This is a genomic window from Synechococcus sp. SynAce01, from assembly GCF_001885215.1.
GTDB classification, from domain to species: domain Bacteria; phylum Cyanobacteriota; class Cyanobacteriia; order PCC-6307; family Cyanobiaceae; genus Regnicoccus; species Regnicoccus frigidus.
The window spans coordinates 2,191,471-2,205,810 of sequence record NZ_CP018091.1; the positions used below are offsets into that span (position 1 = coordinate 2,191,471).

Consider the following 14,340-nt stretch of genomic DNA (forward strand, 5'->3'; position numbering starts at 1 on the left):
GCTTCAGGCCTGCCCAGTGGCGAGGAAATCAGTGGCGCGGGGATAGCGCTCCTGGTGTTCCACCAGGGGAAGGCCGCTGCCGTAGCCGTAGGGGCCGCTGATCACGGTGGGTACGTTCTCCTCGAAGTTCTCGGCCGGAGGTGGCGAGGGCAGCAGCCACTCCAGGCCGATCGCGTTCCAGGGGTTGGCCGGCGCCTGCTTGCCGCGCACCAGTGAGCTGACCAGATTGAGCAGGAAGGGAATGATCGAGACCCCCAGCAGAAAGGCACCGAGGCTGGCAAGCACATTCCAGAAGGCGAATTCCGGGTCGTAGGACGACACCCGGCGGGGCATGCCCATCAGCCCGAGCGGGTGCATCGGGAAGAAATTCAGGTTGGTGCCGATGAAGGTGAGCAGGAAATGGAGCTGCCCCAGGCCCTCGTAATACATCTTGCCGGTGAATTTAGGGAACCAGTGATAGATCGCGGCATACACGCCCATGGTGGCAGCGCCATAAATCACGTAGTGAAAGTGCCCCACCACAAAATAGGTGTTGTTCACATGGATGTCCACCGGCACCGTGGCCAGCATGATGCCGGTGACGCCGGCAAACACGAAGTTGAACAGGCCGCCGAGGGCAAACAGCATCGGCGTATTCAGCCGTAACTTGCCGCCCCAGAGTGTGGCGAGCCAGGCGAACACCTTGATGCCGGTGGGCACGGCGATCAGCATGGTGGTGACCATGAACAGATCACGCATCCACTGGGGCACGCCGCTGGGGAACATGTGGTGCACCCAGACCACCAGGCTCAGCGCCACAATCACCAACGAGGCCATCGCCACAAAGCGATAGCCGAAGAGAGGCTTGCGGGCATAGACCGGAAACAGCTCGGAGAACACCCCGAACACCGGCAGGATGATCACATAGACGGCGGGGTGGGAATAAAACCAGAAGAAGTGTTGATAGAGCACCGGATCACCGCCGCCCTCCGGCCTGTAAAACGAGGTGCCCACCACCAGGTCAAACAACAACATCAGGGCGCCACCGGTGAGGGCCGGCAGGCCGATCAATTGAATGATCTGGGCGGAGAGCGCCGTCCAGCAGAAGATCGGCATCCGGAACAGGGTCATCCCCGGCGCCCGCATGCGCAGGATCGTGGTCACAAAGTTGATCGCCCCCATGATCGAGGACACACCCGAGAGGGCCACGGCCACAATCCAGAGCGCCTCGCCGTTGATCAGGAAGCCCAGCGGGTTCTGCAGGCTCACCGGCGGATAGGACCACCAGCCGGAGGCGGCCGGACCACCCGGCACCAGGAAGCTGGCCATCAGGATCACACCGAAGACGGGCACAAGCCAGAAGGCCGCCGCATTCAGCCGCGGAAAGGCCATGTCCGGGGCGCCGATCATGCAGGGGATCAGGAGGTTGTTGAGCCCATTGAGTACCGGGAACATGAACAGGAACAGCATGATCGTGCCATGCATGGTGTAGAGGCCGTTGTACACCGTTCGATCAACAAGATCAGCCTCAGGGGTGATCAATTCGCCGCGCATGATCATGGCCAGCAGCCCGCCGACCAACAGAAAGATCAGGGCGGTGGCGATGTATTGAATCCCGATCACCTTGGCATCGGTGTTGAAGCTGAAGTAACGCTTCCAGCTGTTCGGAGCCTTGGGCTGCGGCGTGGGGGCGGCGCTGAGGCCCGGATCGAAAGGGGTGATGGTCATGGCGCGATCAACCGTCGTGGGGAAGGGTGTTGGAGCCGGGGACGTTCACCATCGGCGGCGGCGCAGGAACCACAGTGGCGTATCCCGACGGCCGCGTGCGGCTCTGGCGCAGGGCGTACTCCCTGGAGGCATCGCTGAGTCCGGGCTGCAGCGGCAGGCGGCTGGCCCGGCGCAGCCAGTCCTGGTAGTCGGTTTCGCTCTGGACCACCACATCCACCTGGTTGGCGGCGAACCAGGTGCCGCTGTATTCCGAATCCCGCAGCCGGTAGCGGCCCTCCCGGGTGGGTGTGAGGAAAAAGGCGATCGAGCGGCCCGGGATCACCTGCTGCTTGAGCCGGAACGCCGGCACGTAGAAGCCATGGATCACGTCCTCGCTGCGCAGCTGCAATCCCACCCGGCGATCCAACGGCAGGTGCAGCTCGGTGGCGCTGACTGCCGCACCGGGGTAGCGGAACTCCCACGACCACTGGCGGGCGATCACCTCGATCTCGGCCTGCGGGGCCACGGCGGCACCGCTGGCGGGCTGCTGATCACTGGCCAGCCGATCGCCGTGCACATGGTCCATCGGTCCGATCAGACCGATCTGGCGGTTCACATCGATCGTGTAATAGGCGATCCCCATGACCAGCAGCAGTGGAATCACCGTCCAGATGATCTCGAGCTTGGTGTTGCCCTCGATCGGCTCTGCGTCACTGATGTCGTACTTCGCCGCCCGGTTGAACAGCATCACCCAGGCCATCACCGACACCACCCCGGCGAAGACGAAGGTGGCAACGGCTGTCTCGAAGCTGAACAGGCCATCCACCAGGGGTGCGGCGCTGGAGGCCTGCACCGGCAGCCAGCCGAAGGACTGCTGGCCCATCCAGAAGCTGAACCAGACCAGCAGCCCGATCCAGAAGACCAGCCCAGCGATGGCTGGCAGGTTGGGGCGCGACGGCGTGCTGGTCATGGCAGGGCCTCGTTGAGATCGGCACCGGCCGCCAGCAGCTGGTTGGCCGTCACATGCACCCCGAACTCAACAGCCAGCTGGGCGCCGAGGGTGCCATGCCAGGCCATGGCGCCCAGCAGCAGCACGCCGGTGAGCAGGTAGCTCCACTGCACCTGACGGCCCATTTCGCTGCGCCAGTCGAAGCGCTGGAAACCGCGCCAGAGCGTCATCGCCACGATCGCGAACAGCAGGGCCACGCCGCCGGCTCCATGCCAGAGCATGGTGGCGGTGCTGCCCATGCCGAAGCTGCTGACGACGCCCGGCAACGGCACCGCCAGCTGCATCTCCACGAAGCCAGCGGCCACGGTGAAGAAGCTGATCAGGCAGCAGGCCAACAGGTTGTACCAGCCCACATCGTGAAAGCCGGCGCGGGTCACCGGCAAGGCCAGGAAACGGAACAGCCGTTTCTCCAGGGGAAACACCGCCCCGGCGATGTCGAAGGCAATCGCGATCACGAACAGGCCGATGCTGAGATGCACCAGGTTCGGATGGATCGGCAACCGGTAGGGCAGGTTGTTGGCACCCAGGCTCAGCAGGTGCAGGTTGGCTGGATCCATCACACCTGTCCTGCCCGCATCGCTTCCACCACCCTGACGGTGTGCAGCCCGTAGACCCAGATCAGCTGGTTGCCCAGTATCACCTGGACCACCACCAGGGCACTGAGCAGCGCGCCGGCCCCCAGGAAGGCCAGGGGCAGCTTGAGCGGGTCACGGCTGCGGATCACATAACGCCAACCGGTGAGCACCGAGAGCACGCCGGCTAGCACCCAGCCCAGGGTGCTGTGCAGGTTGAGGATGTCGCGCGAGGCGCCGTAGGGGTTGGCCAGTCCGGCCTCCACCTGGCCGAAGATGATCGCGATGAAGATCGCCGCAGTGGCGAACAGCAGATTCCAGAAGCTGACCTCGAACAGGGCCGGCCGCTTGGCCCAGACCCCGATCAGATCAAAGACGAAGGCGATCAGGGCCATTGCGATCACAAAGTGCACCACGATCGGATGGATCGTGTCCATCCAGGGCAGGTTGCGATCGTTGAGCTGGGGCAACAGCTCGAACATGGGCGGGGATGAAGCTGTCCCCCCATTCCAGCTTGCGGAGGGGCCTTCTGCGAACCCTGCTCGCTTATCCAAACGCTCCTTGAGCTTGTTGATCAGACCCCCCTTAGCCTGAACGCACTCGTTTTTTCGCTTTGACGGCTCCCGCCTCCCGCCCGCTGCGCTGGCTCACCGCCGGTTTGCTGTTCGCCGCCGCCGGCCTTTCAATCGCCCTTCCCTTCGTCTCGGCCACCCTGCTGACCATCGGCATCGGTGGGGTGGCGATCGCCGCCGGGGTGGCCCAGCTGATCCGACTGACCGGTAGCGGCAGCCTCAGCGACAGGGTGTTTCGCGGCTTCTCTGCCCTGCTCTACATCGGGACCGGCGTTTGGATCTTGCTCAATCCGGTGGGCAGCGAGGTGAGCCTCACGCTCTTCGTTGGCCTGCTGGTGGCCTTCGAGGGGGTGATGGAACTGGCCGCCGCCGCTGCCAGCGCCGTTCCGGCTCGGGGTCTGGTTCTTATTGATGGGCTGATCACCACCTTGCTCGGGGGACTGCTGGTTGCCCAGTGGCCCAGCGACAGCCTCTGGGCCCTCGGCACGCTGTTCGGTGTGGCCCTGGCGCTCTCGGCCGTGAATCTGTTAACGGCGCCAGCTTCGGCTGCAGAGGCCGCTTCACCCAGCTGAAGGTTCGTTCTGTCAGCAGCTCATTTTTTTTATTCTTCCTTGCGGCGTCCCACCAGCCAGAAGGCACCGAGCACGGCGCCAAGGAGCAGGGCAATCTGGATCAGCCCGCCGCTCCACATCCATTCCTGGGAGGTCATCTCGGCGACAGGGCCCAGAGGGGCGAGGGAAGCAAGCAAGGATCCAGCTGCAAGGGCGCTACCCACAGTCTGCGGGAGTGGGCTTCATTCGCCGATGGCCAGGGCTCCGGAGCGGCGGGGGTCCGCCACCCCCAGGCTGCCGCCTTCCGGCAGGGCCTCAACCGAATGGGCAGAGCCCATCGCCCGTGATGGCTGCAACTGGTGGCCCAGGTTTTGCAGCAACCGCAGGCTGTCGGGGCTGAGGCCCTGCTCGTGGCTGAGCTGATCGGGCCAGAGCTGGCTGTGGATCCGGCTGGTGGCCACGGCTGAGGCCAGGTTGAGGCCGTGCTCGAGGCGATTAAGCAGCACCTGCAGCACGATGGTGATGATGCGGCTGCCACCCGGGCTGCCGGTGGCCAGGAGTGGCCCGCCGCGTCGGTCGAGCACCAGCGTGGGCGCCATCGAGGAGAGCGGCTGTTTGCCCGGCGCGATCGCGTTGGCCTCCCCTTGCACCAGGCCGAAGGCGTTGGGCACGCCCGGTTTGGCCGTGAAGTCGTCCATCTCGTTGTTGAGCAGGAAACCGGCTCCGGGCACACTCACCCCATTGCCGAAGGCGAAGTTGAGTGTGGTGGTGGTGGCCACCAGGCTGCCGTCACGGTCGATCACCGAGAGGTGGGTGGTGTTGGGGCCTTCCTGGAGGCCAGGTGCCTGTGGCGAGAGCTGCAGGGAGGGCGTATGGCGGTTGAGCTGGATGCGGGCCCGTTGGCGGGAGGCGTAGGCGGAGCTGAGCAGCTTCTCCAGGGGCATCGCCACGAAGCGGGGGTCACCGAGCAGGGCGTTGCGATCCAGGTAGGCCAGGTTCATCGCCTCCACCATCAAGTGCAGGCTGGCGGCGCTGTTGAGCCCCATGGCCGCCAGATCGAAGCCCTCGAGCATGCGCAGCAGCTGGATCAAGGTGACGCCCCCAGAGCTGGGTGGCGGCATGGCGATGACGGCATGGCCGCGCCAATCACCGATCAGCGGAGCCATCGCCCTGGCGCGGTAAGCGCTGAGGTCGGCGGCAGTGATCAACCCGCCTTGCTCACGCATCAGGGCCACCAGCTGGTCCGCCACCGGCCCGGCGTAGAAACCCTCTTCCCCTTCGCGGGCGATGCGGCCGAGGGTGGCGGCCAGCAGGGGCTGGCGCAGCCGATCACCGGGCGCATAGGCCAGACCGCCGGGCTTGAAGAACAGCTGGGCTGAGGTGGGGTCGGCCTTGAGCCGTGGGGCCGCCGCCTTCAAGGAGCCCGCTAGCTCGTGGCTGACCACGATTCCATCTTTGGCCAGGGCGATCGCAGGGGCGATCACGGCGGCGAGCGGCAGGCGTCCGTAGCGGCGCTGGGCCAGCACCAGCCCGGCCACGGTGCCAGGCACGCCCGTGCTCAGCAGGCTGCGGGTGGCCTTGAGGCGATCCACCGATCCATCGGCAGCAAGGAAGAGATCGGCCCGGGCAGCCAGGGGGGCCTTCTCCCGGAAATTGATCGTCACCGCCCGCCCCCGTCCCACCCGCGTCTCCCCCCCCAGCAGGGGCGCTCCTGCCGTTGCCGTGTCGGGCCGCCACAGCACCAGAAAACCGCCGCCGCCGATGTTGCCGGCCTGGGGCAGCGTCACCGCCAGGGCGAAGGAGGTGGCCACCGCGGCGTCCACGGCATTGCCACCCCGGCGCAGGATGTCACGCCCTACCCGCGACGCTTCAGCTTCCTGGCTCGCCACCATGCCGCCACTGGAGCGCACCGGCGAAAAGCGCTCTCCGCCTTCCTGCAGCACGTTGGCGCTGGCCAGAGGTGTCAGCAGCAGGCCGCTCCCCAGAAAGCACTTCGCCAGCAGGCCCCAACTCAGAAGGCCCAGCCGCTGTTCAGGCCTTGCCATAGCCACCGCCACCGGGAGTTTCGATGATCAGTCTGTCGCCGGCCTCCACGGCCAGCTCAATGCTGCCACCCAGCTCCTGCTCGCGGCCATCGGCGCCGATCCAGCGGTTGCGGCCCGGCTGGCCAGGACCACCGCCGGCGAGGCCGAAGGGCGCCACCTGGCGCGATCCGGAGAGGATCGCAGCGGTCATCGGCTCGAGAAAGCGGATCTCCCGCACCACCCCGTCGCCACCGGGCCAACGGCCGCTGCCACCGCTGCCCCGCCGCAGGGCGAACGATTCCAGGCGCACCGGAAAGCGTTCCTCAAGGATTTCGGGATCGGTGAGGCGAGAGTTGGTCATGTGGCTCTGCACGGCCGAGGCGCCGGCAAACCCCACTCCATCCAGCTGGCGGCCGGCGCCGCAACCACCGCAGATCGTCTCGTAGTACTGGTGGCGGCTGTCGCCGAAGCTGAGGTTGTTCATCGTGCCCTGGGCCGCGGCCATCACGCCGAGCGCTCCAAACAGGGCGTTGGCGATCGCCTGGGAGGTTTCGACGTTGCCGGCCACCACCGCGGCCTCTGGCCCCGGGTGCAGCAGGGAGCCGGGCGGCACGATCAGCTGCAGCGGCCTGTAGCAGCCGGCGTTGAGTGGCACCTCTTTCCCCACCAGGCAGCGAAACACGTAGAGCACCACTGCCTGGGTGATCGCCAGGGGCGCGTTGCGGTTTCCGCCATCCTGGCCGGATGTGCCGCTGAAGTCGATCACGGCCCGGCGGCCGCGGCGATCGATGCGCACCGCCACCTCAATCATCAGGCCGCCATCGAGGGGCAGGCGGAACTGACCCGAAGTGAGGCGATCGATCACCTGCCGTACCGCCTCGGCGCCGTTGTCCTGAACGTGGGCCATGTAGGCCCGCACCACCCCCAGCCCCTCGCGCTCAGCCAGGGCTTGCAGCAGCCCGGCGCCCAGCTGGTTGGCGGCCACCTGGGCCTGCAGGTCGGCCAGGAGCTGCTCGGGATTGCGCACTGGCCAGGGGCCAGCCGCCAGCCGCCGCCGCCAGTCATCGGCCAGGAGTTTGCCCTGGCGCAACAGCGGCACATTGTCGAGCAGCAGCCCCTCCTGCTCAAGCGTTTGGCTGAAGGGGGGCATCGAACCTGGGGTGATCCCGCCCACATCGGCGTGGTGGCCGCGAGAGGCCAGGAAGAAATCAGGGAGTGGAAAGGGCTGCTCGTTGCCGTTGCTATTGCCATTGCCATTGCCAGTCCCGCCTGTGAACACCGGTGTGATCACGGTGAGATCGGGCAGGTGGGTACCGCCGTGGGCGGGGTGGTTGGAGACGATCCCATCGCCGGGCCGCAGCGCTGGATGGTCGCCGCGGCGCACCGCCGCCAGCAGGCCGGCGACGCTGGCCCCCATCGAGCCCAGATGCACGGGGATGTGTGGTGCATTGGCCACCAGCTCGCCGGCCCCGTCAAAGACAGCGCAGGAGAAATCGAGACGCTCGCGGATGTTCACCGAGCGGGCGCTCTGCTGCAGCCGTACGCCCATCTGCTCGGCCACCGCGCTGAAGCGATGGTTGAACAGCTCCAGGCTGACCGGATCGACGGCCTCGGAGCCCCGATGGGCGTGTGCATCGCCAGGCGCTTCGGTGTGGGTCAGCAGCAGGATCTCGCCGGCCTGCAGTTCCGCCCTCCAGCCAGGGGCGAGCACCAGGCTGCCGTTGGCCTCCACCACCAGCGCCGGCCCGCTCAGCCGCGCTGCCGGCGGCAGATCCTCGCGACGGTGCAGGGGAACGTCGTGCCACTCGCCTCCCCAGTAGAGCCGGATGGGTTGGTCCTTGCCCCCTTGCGGCGAGGCGGATGGAGGTGGGCAGACAGCTTCCGGTTCGGGGCCCGGGTCCACCAGCTCCACCAGCAGCCACTCCACCACCAGATCCGGACCTTCTGGCCCGTCGCCCTCGGGGCCATGGCCGAAGCGCTGGCGATGGGCCCGCTCGAACGCCTCGCGCAGGGCCGGCGCCGCAGCCAGGGGCAACGGCAGGGTCAGCTCACTGGCGGCGAGCCGCACCCCAACACTGAACTCGGCCCTGGGGGCGGGATTCGCTTCAACCAGCGCGGCGGCCCGCTGCCGCAGCCGTGCCACCAGCGCCGCATCGAGGGGTTCACGCACCACCTCCTCGCGCAGCAGCCGCTGGTCGGCCAGGCCGATGCCATAGGCCGAGAGCACTCCGGCCAGGGGATGGAGCAGCAGCCGACGGATGCCCAGCCGCTCGGCGAGGGCGCAGGCGTGCTGGCCGCCGGCGCCGCCGTAGCAAACCAAGGTGGCACCGCGGATGTCATGGCCGCGCTGGATCGAAATCCGCCTGATCGCTTCGGCCATCCGGTCGTTGGCGATCGCCAGGGCTCCTTCGGCCAGGGCTTCAGGCGTGCTCGCCCGTCCCGTCGCCAGGGCGACCCGCTCGGCCAGCTCCTCGAACAGCTGGCTCACCAGCTCCGGATCGGGCCCCTGATCTCCGCCGGGGCCGAACACCGCCGGAAAGGCCGCCGGCTGCAGGCGGCCCAGCAACAGGTTGGCGTCGGTGATGGTGAGCGGCCCGCCGCGGCGGTAGCAAGCCGGGCCTGGATCGGCCCCGGCCGAGGCCGGCCCCACCTGCAATCGCTGGCCATCGAAGTGGAGCCGCGAGCCACCCCCGGCCGCCACGGTGTGGATCGGCAGTCGTTCCGCCTGCAGGCGGAGACCGGCGATCTCCGTCTCCTCCAGCCGCTCCAAGCCACTTCCTCTGCAAACGCCATCGCCACGTCCATTTCCACTTCCCGGCCCGGCGGCCTCGGCATGGAACACATCGGTGGAGGTGCCGCCCATGTCGAAACCGACGATCGGCGTGGACCCGCCCGCCAGCTTGACGGCGGCCACCAGGCCACCGGCGGGGCCGGAGAGGATCGTGTCCTTGGCGCAGAGCAGTTCCGGGGCGATCAATCCCCCGCTCGACTGCATCACCCGCAGGCGGCAATGCGGCCCCAGCTCGCGTTGCAGCCGCTCCAGATAGGCCGCCAGCACCGGGGCGACGCAGGCCTCGACGACGGAGGTCTGGGCGCGGGGCAGCAGGCGGGGGCGCAGGCCCACCCGGTGGGAGAGCACCACCTGGTGGAAGTCGAAGCGCTGCAGCCAGTCGCCCAGCTGCCGCTCCTGGCGGGGATGGCGGCAGCTGTGCAGCAGGGCAACGGCGCAGCTGCTGATTCCGCCGGTCCGGGCCTGGCTGATCGCCTCCTCCAGCTCGGCATCGAGCCGCAAGGGGGCCAGTTCCTGGCCATCGGCCGCCAGCCGCCCCTCCACCTCCAGCACCTGCCGATACAGGGGAGCCGGACGCTCGATGCCAAGGGCAAACAGATCGGGGCGGTGCTGATCGCCGATCCAGAGCGCATCGGCGAATCCGCGCGTGATCAGCAGCAGCGTCGGGGCGCCCTGGCCCTCCAGCAGGGCGTTGGTGGCCACCGTGGTGCCCAGCCGCACCTCCTCCACCGCCCCTGGCGGCAGCGGCAGGCCAGCGCCCACCCCCAGCAGCGTGCGCATGGCGGCCACGGCGGGATCTCCCGGCTGCCCGGGTTGCTCGGAGAGCACCTTGCGCACCACCAGCTCGCCGCTGGGGGCGCGACCGACCAGATCGGTGAAGGTGCCGCCCCGGTCGATCCAGAACTGCCAGCCGGAACCGGAGCACACAGCTTTCAGGGAGCTGGCTTCAGCGATAGTTCTCGAACTGCAGCGGCAGCTCCAGGTCCTCGGCGCGCAGCAGCTGGATCACCTGCTGCAGGTCGTCCTTGTTTTTGCCGGTGACCCGCAGGCTCTCGCCCTGGATGGCCACGGTCACCTTCTTGATCTGGTCGCGCACGGTTTTCGAGAGCTTCTTGGCCAGCTCCTGGCTGAGGCCCTTGCGCAGCTTCACCACCTGCTGGACGCGGTTGCCGCCCACCGGCTCGGCGGTTTGAAAATCGAAGATCTTCAAGGACAGCTCCCGTTTGGTGGCCTTCTGGCGCAGCACGTCGGTGACGGCCTCCAGGGTCATGTCGCTGGCGGTGGTGATCGTCAGGCTGGCTTCCTCCAGCTCGATCTCGGTTTTGGAATCCTTGAGGTCGTAGCGCTGGCCCACTTCGCGGCGCGCCTGATCAATGGCGTTCACCAGCTCCTGCCGATCGAAATCCGAAACCACGTCAAAGGAGTAGCTGTCGGCCATGGCAAGGGAGCGCGGCGAGGGGGGCGCCCAGCTTAGAAAGAGGCCTCCGACCCTCCGCAGCCGCCATGTTCGCGACCCTTTTCGCCACTGTCTCCTTGGGCAGCCCGGCGGCAGCTCCGGCCTGGTCGTTGCTGCTCGCTGGCGCCGTGGTGGTCTTCAGCCTGGTTCCGCTCGGCATGGGCCGCGCCAAGGCCGATTTCACCCCCGCCGATCTGGCTGCCCCGCGGGCGATGTTCGAGCGGCTGCCGGCCTGGGGCAAGCGGGCCAGCTGGGCCCATCAGAACTGCTTCGAGTCGTTCAGCCTGCATGCGCCGGCCTGCCTGCTGGCGCTGCTGGCCGGCGTCGATGCCCCGCTGGCGATTGCGGCGGCCTGGCTGCATCCGCTGCTGCGTGTCGCCTACATCGGCGCCTATGTGGGCAATGTGCCGCCCCTGCGCGGGCTCTGCTGGCTGGTCGGTCTGCTCTGCAGCGCCGTGCTCTACGGCGAGGGGCTGAAAGCGGTGGTGGCGGGCTGAAGCTGCTGAAGCCTGGCGGGCCTGGTGCTGGCCGCTCACCCCTGCTGCAGTCCGCGCAGGGCGGTGAGCAGCGAGGCCGGGCTCTGGGGATCCACCATCAGCACGCTGCCGCCTTTGGCGTTGCTGAGCTCTTCTCCCATGGTGATCCAGTCGCGGGCCAGCAACAAGCGCAGGGCTTCGGAGCCTGACGGGCTCGAATCGATCAGACGGGCCAGTTCGCCGGCCGCCAGGGCCCGGGCCTTGGCCAGCATCTCCTGCTGCTTGGCCTGGGCTTCGGCATCGAGCAGCACCGCCTCGGCCCGGCCTTTGGCGGCATTCACCTCGGCCTCCCGCAGCCCTTCAGAGCGCAGCACCGCCGCCCGCTTCTCGCGCTCGGCGCTCATCTGCATCTCCATCGCCTGCTGAACGCCAGGCGAGGGCATGATGTCGCGCAGCTCCACCCGGGTCACCTTGACCCCCCAGGGATCGGTGGCCTGGTCGAGTTCGCGCAGCAGCATCTCGTTGACGTCCTGGCGGGTGGTGAAGGTCTGGTCGAGGTCGAGCTTGCCCATCTCGGCCCGGATCTGGGTGAGCACCAGATTCACCATCGCCGCCTGCAGATCATCGACGGCGTAGTGGGCCTTGGCATGCTCCAGCAACTGCCAATACACCACCGCATCCACCGTGATCGAGACGTTGTCGCGGGTGATGCACTTCTGGGGGGCGATGTCGAGCACCCGTTCCTTCAGCGACTGGTTGCTGACCACCCGCTCCAGGCCCGGCAGCACGAACGAGAGGCCAGGCTGCAGCTGGCGGTCGTAGCGGCCCAGCCGCTCCACCAGCAGCGAGCGGCCGCCGCTGGTCACCTTGACGCCGCTGGCACCGAGGACGGCGATCACCAGCAGGGCGGGAATCGAAAGCAGACCTTCCATGGGGTGCCAGTGCGCAGGACAACTCCCCTCAATCGAGGAGCCGAACCAGGCTAGGGACGGCGCGTTCTCGCCCCGAGCAGGCAGTTCCTCCAGACTGGATTTCGCCGCCCTGTTTCGATGAGGCCCCTGCCCTGATGATCCCCCTGATCTGGCTGGTGGCCGGAGGTGGCCTGTTGTTGCTGGAATGGATCTTTCCCAGCATCGATGGCCTGCTGATCGGCGCTGTCGCCGCCCTGTTGCTCTCGGCGCTGACCGCCCTGTGGCCGGGCCTGGCCGCCGGATTGCAGCTGGCGGGATTCCTGGTTCTGTTCCTGGCGGGCTACGGCGTTCTGCGCCGCTGGTCGTTGCGGGGTCGCCTCCAGCCCGACGCACTCAGCAGCCCCGGCAGCGAACGGGCTGAAGTGATCCAGGCCTTCAACCATCTCGGCAAGGGCCGGGTGCGCTGGCAGGGCCAGAGCTGGCGGGCCGAACTGCTTGAGGCAGCGGCCGGCAGCCTGGCTGCGGGCGATGAGGTGGTCGTGCTGCGCCGGGTCGGCACCCGACTGGAGGTGCTGGCCGCCCCTGATCCCTGATCGGGGGTTGATCAATCGAAGAACAACAGGCTGACCACCTTGCCCATGTCCTCGGCGGTGCGGCAGCTGGAGAGCAGGGTTTCGCTGTCGTGGAAGGCGAAGCAGATCAGCTGGTCGGAGCGGCCGATGATCTCCTGGTTGCAGAGGCTGCTGGCCATCGGCAGGGGCAGGTCGTCGTGCTCGGGCTTCTCCACGAGGTGGAGCACCTGCTCGAGCTGGTCGCGGGATTCGCCTGGCTGGCGATCGAGGCTCTGGGGCAGCAGCACCGTCAGCCGGGCCGGGTCGACGCTGAGCACCCCGCGGATGACCGCCGCATTCACGCCCTGGGAGCCTGAGGTCACCAGGTTGTGCCCTTCCTGGGCCAGGGATCGCGACACCAGCTCCACCAGGTGGATCGACACCACCGGCACGTGACGACTGCCGAGGATGGCGATCCGGCGCTTGCCCGTGTCCTGAAGCAGGGCCAGCTCCTGGGCGAGGGTATCCACCCGGTCCAGCGAGGGCAGATCAAGAGACCGGGTCACCGAGATCAGGCAATCGACCGCAAGAAACTAGCAGCGCCCTTGCGGGGCAAGCCCATTCGCCAGCTGCAGGCGCTCGAGCAGGCGTTCGAAGCGGCAGTGCTCCTCCACCAGACGCATCGCGTAGCTGGCCTTGACGGACTCATGCAGGCGCACATGGCCGAACGCCCGCTCGATCACCTCCACGGTGGTGAGGGTGTCGTGTTCCACCTTCAACACCGGAACGTCCAGTTCCTCCGCCCGGCTGATCAGCTGGGCCATCGGTTCACCGACACCGGTGAGGATCAGGCACTGGGTGGACGCTTCTAAGGCCGCCAGCTGGATGTCGGTGCGATCAGCGCCGGTGACCACGGCCATGTTGCGGCGACGGCGGAAGAACTCCATGGCGGAGTTGACGTTCATCGCCCCGATCGAGAGGGTTTCCACCAGCAGATCGAGCCGCTCGGGGCAACACAGAACCCGGGCGCCGAGGCGCTCGACCAGTTCCTCGACCGTGACGCTGCGCAGCAACGGACTGCGCGGCATCACACCGAACACCGGCAGCCCGAGCCGTTCGATCGCTGGCACCACCTCGGCGTTCATCCCCTCGACGTCCTCAGGGTTGACCGCATTGAGCACGACCCCGGCCAGCCGCTCACCAAGCTGGGAGCGGGCCTGCAGCAAGGGCTCCACGCTGCGGCTGTCGGCCCAGAGGTGGACCAGCACCACCGGCGCTTCAAGGCCTTGGGCCAATTGGGAGAGGCTGAGCCCGTAAAGCAAGCCTTCACTGAGGCTGCCGGCGGCTTCCAGCAGGTTGATCCCATCGGGGTAGGCCTGCAGCTGCTGCTGCAGCTGGGTGAAACGATCACCGGCGCTCAATGACCCCGCCAGCAGGCGATCGCTGGCGGTGTCCGGGTGCTGCAGATCCAGGGACGGCAGCAAATTGGCCGCGGCCAGGCCCAGCATGCTGCCGATGAAGGCAACGTCATCGTCGATCAGGCGTGTCTCGCCATCGTCTTGGCCGGAGCGACCGAGGCGAAGGCTGGTGGCCAGCGGCTTGCCGAAGCGCACGGGCACGCCCTGGCGGGTGAGCATGCGCGCCAGACCGAGCACAAGGGCCGACTTGCCGCTGAAGGGATCGCAGGACCCGATCAGCAGGGTGCTGCTCATGAATGATCTGCGCCAGGGAGACCCAATCT

At 67.5% G+C, this 14,340-nt stretch carries 14 protein-coding genes; 3 read left to right on the top strand and 11 right to left on the bottom strand.

Translation table 11 applies throughout. The features are described from left to right. Positions 1-3 precede the first annotated feature (3 nt). From ctaD to BM449_RS11425, 4 genes are read right to left on the bottom strand one after another with little or no spacing between them, the layout of a single operon-like run. Positions 4-1,707 (bottom strand): cytochrome c oxidase subunit I, encoded by a 1,704-nt coding sequence (gene ctaD, locus BM449_RS11410; protein ID WP_071801319.1) that lies wholly within the window; start codon positions 1,705-1,707, stop codon positions 4-6. 7 nt (positions 1,708-1,714) lie between these two features. Then, a complete protein-coding gene (locus tag BM449_RS11415; RefSeq protein WP_071801320.1) occupies positions 1,715-2,656 on the bottom strand; it encodes a cytochrome c oxidase subunit II in 942 nt (313 codons plus the stop codon). Then, a complete protein-coding gene (locus tag BM449_RS11420; protein ID WP_071801321.1) occupies positions 2,653-3,252 on the bottom strand; it encodes a DUF2231 domain-containing protein in 600 nt (199 codons plus the stop codon). Before BM449_RS11420 ends, BM449_RS11415 begins: the two co-directional genes overlap by 4 nt. Continuing rightward, positions 3,252-3,749 carry a DUF2231 domain-containing protein gene (locus BM449_RS11425; RefSeq protein ID WP_071801322.1) on the bottom strand — a complete coding sequence of 166 codons (498 nt, stop codon included), beginning with the start codon at positions 3,747-3,749 and terminating at the stop codon, positions 3,252-3,254. The genes BM449_RS11420 and BM449_RS11425 overlap by 1 nt, the downstream gene beginning before the upstream one ends. Positions 3,750-3,880: 131 nt before the next feature. Here BM449_RS11425 and BM449_RS11430 point away from each other — a divergent pair, with 131 nt between their 5' ends. Next, complete coding sequence (locus tag BM449_RS11430; protein WP_071801323.1) at positions 3,881-4,411, top strand: DUF308 domain-containing protein; 531 nt, start codon at positions 3,881-3,883, stop codon at positions 4,409-4,411. A 29-nt stretch (positions 4,412-4,440) separates the two neighbouring features. On the opposite strand, the gene BM449_RS15060 is transcribed toward BM449_RS11430, so the two are convergent. Genes BM449_RS15060 through BM449_RS11445 form a run of 4 tightly spaced genes read right to left on the bottom strand, consistent with a single transcriptional unit; the run spans position 4,441 to position 10,643 of the window. Next, positions 4,441-4,587, bottom strand: a complete 147-nt coding sequence (locus BM449_RS15060; protein WP_162922871.1) for a hypothetical protein — start codon at positions 4,585-4,587, stop codon at positions 4,441-4,443. Between the two features lie 45 nt (positions 4,588-4,632). Beyond that, entirely contained in the window at positions 4,633-6,435 is a 1,803-nt protein-coding gene (gene ggt / locus BM449_RS11435) for a gamma-glutamyltransferase (protein ID WP_083544523.1), read from the bottom strand. Continuing rightward, the gene (locus BM449_RS11440) at positions 6,422-10,132 is read right to left on the bottom strand and encodes a hydantoinase B/oxoprolinase family protein (RefSeq protein ID WP_071801324.1); all 3,711 of its coding nucleotides are present in this window, start codon (positions 10,130-10,132) and stop codon (positions 6,422-6,424) included. The genes ggt and BM449_RS11440 overlap by 14 nt, the downstream gene beginning before the upstream one ends. A 19-nt stretch (positions 10,133-10,151) precedes the next feature. Then, positions 10,152-10,643, bottom strand: a complete 492-nt coding sequence (locus tag BM449_RS11445) for a YajQ family cyclic di-GMP-binding protein (protein WP_071801325.1) — start codon at positions 10,641-10,643, stop codon at positions 10,152-10,154. A 65-nt stretch (positions 10,644-10,708) separates the two neighbouring features. On the opposite strand from BM449_RS11445, the gene BM449_RS11450 reads away from it, so the two are divergent. Further along, complete coding sequence (locus BM449_RS11450) at positions 10,709-11,158, top strand: MAPEG family protein (protein ID WP_071801326.1); 450 nt, start codon at positions 10,709-10,711, stop codon at positions 11,156-11,158. Between the two features lie 35 nt (positions 11,159-11,193). Here the strand turns inward: BM449_RS11450 and BM449_RS11455 are convergent, their stop codons facing one another. Then, on the bottom strand, positions 11,194-12,069 hold the full coding sequence (locus BM449_RS11455; protein WP_071801327.1) for an SPFH domain-containing protein: 876 nt from the start codon (positions 12,067-12,069) through the stop codon (positions 11,194-11,196). Positions 12,070-12,203: 134 nt separating this feature from the next. On the opposite strand from BM449_RS11455, the gene BM449_RS11460 reads away from it, so the two are divergent. After that, positions 12,204-12,641: an NfeD family protein gene (locus BM449_RS11460; protein ID WP_071801328.1), complete on the top strand. Its 438-nt coding sequence runs from the start codon at positions 12,204-12,206 to the stop codon at positions 12,639-12,641. An 11-nt stretch (positions 12,642-12,652) separates the two neighbouring features. Here the strand turns inward: BM449_RS11460 and BM449_RS11465 are convergent, their stop codons facing one another. Together BM449_RS11465 and BM449_RS11470 are read right to left on the bottom strand one after the other, a co-directional pair. Then, positions 12,653-13,165: a DNA recombination-mediator protein A gene (locus tag BM449_RS11465; RefSeq protein WP_071801329.1), complete on the bottom strand. Its 513-nt coding sequence runs from the start codon at positions 13,163-13,165 to the stop codon at positions 12,653-12,655. 27 nt (positions 13,166-13,192) lie between these two features. Continuing rightward, entirely contained in the window at positions 13,193-14,311 is a 1,119-nt protein-coding gene (locus BM449_RS11470; RefSeq protein ID WP_071801330.1) for a phosphotransacetylase family protein, read from the bottom strand. Positions 14,312-14,340 lie beyond the last annotated feature (29 nt).

Bases quoted from the DNA above. Each gene is read 5' to 3' on its own strand.
- BM449_RS11420 (WP_071801321.1), bottom strand. From the start codon at position 3,252: ATGGATCCAGCCAACCTGCACCTGCTGAGCCTGGGTGCCAACAACCTG.
- ctaD (WP_071801319.1), bottom strand. From the start codon at position 1,707: ATGACCATCACCCCTTTCGATCCGGGCCTCAGCGCCGCCCCCACGCCG.
- BM449_RS11425 (WP_071801322.1), bottom strand. From the start codon at position 3,749: ATGTTCGAGCTGTTGCCCCAGCTCAACGATCGCAACCTGCCCTGGATG.
- ggt (WP_083544523.1), bottom strand. From the start codon at position 6,435: ATGGCAAGGCCTGAACAGCGGCTGGGCCTTCTGAGTTGGGGCCTGCTG.
- BM449_RS11455 (WP_071801327.1), bottom strand. From the start codon at position 12,069: ATGGAAGGTCTGCTTTCGATTCCCGCCCTGCTGGTGATCGCCGTCCTC.
- BM449_RS11470 (WP_071801330.1), bottom strand. From the start codon at position 14,311: ATGAGCAGCACCCTGCTGATCGGGTCCTGCGATCCCTTCAGCGGCAAG.
- BM449_RS11445 (WP_071801325.1), bottom strand. From the start codon at position 10,643: ATGGCCGACAGCTACTCCTTTGACGTGGTTTCGGATTTCGATCGGCAG.
- BM449_RS11415 (WP_071801320.1), bottom strand. From the start codon at position 2,656: ATGACCAGCACGCCGTCGCGCCCCAACCTGCCAGCCATCGCTGGGCTG.
- BM449_RS11450 (WP_071801326.1), top strand. From the start codon at position 10,709: ATGTTCGCGACCCTTTTCGCCACTGTCTCCTTGGGCAGCCCGGCGGCA.
- BM449_RS11460 (WP_071801328.1), top strand. From the start codon at position 12,204: ATGATCCCCCTGATCTGGCTGGTGGCCGGAGGTGGCCTGTTGTTGCTG.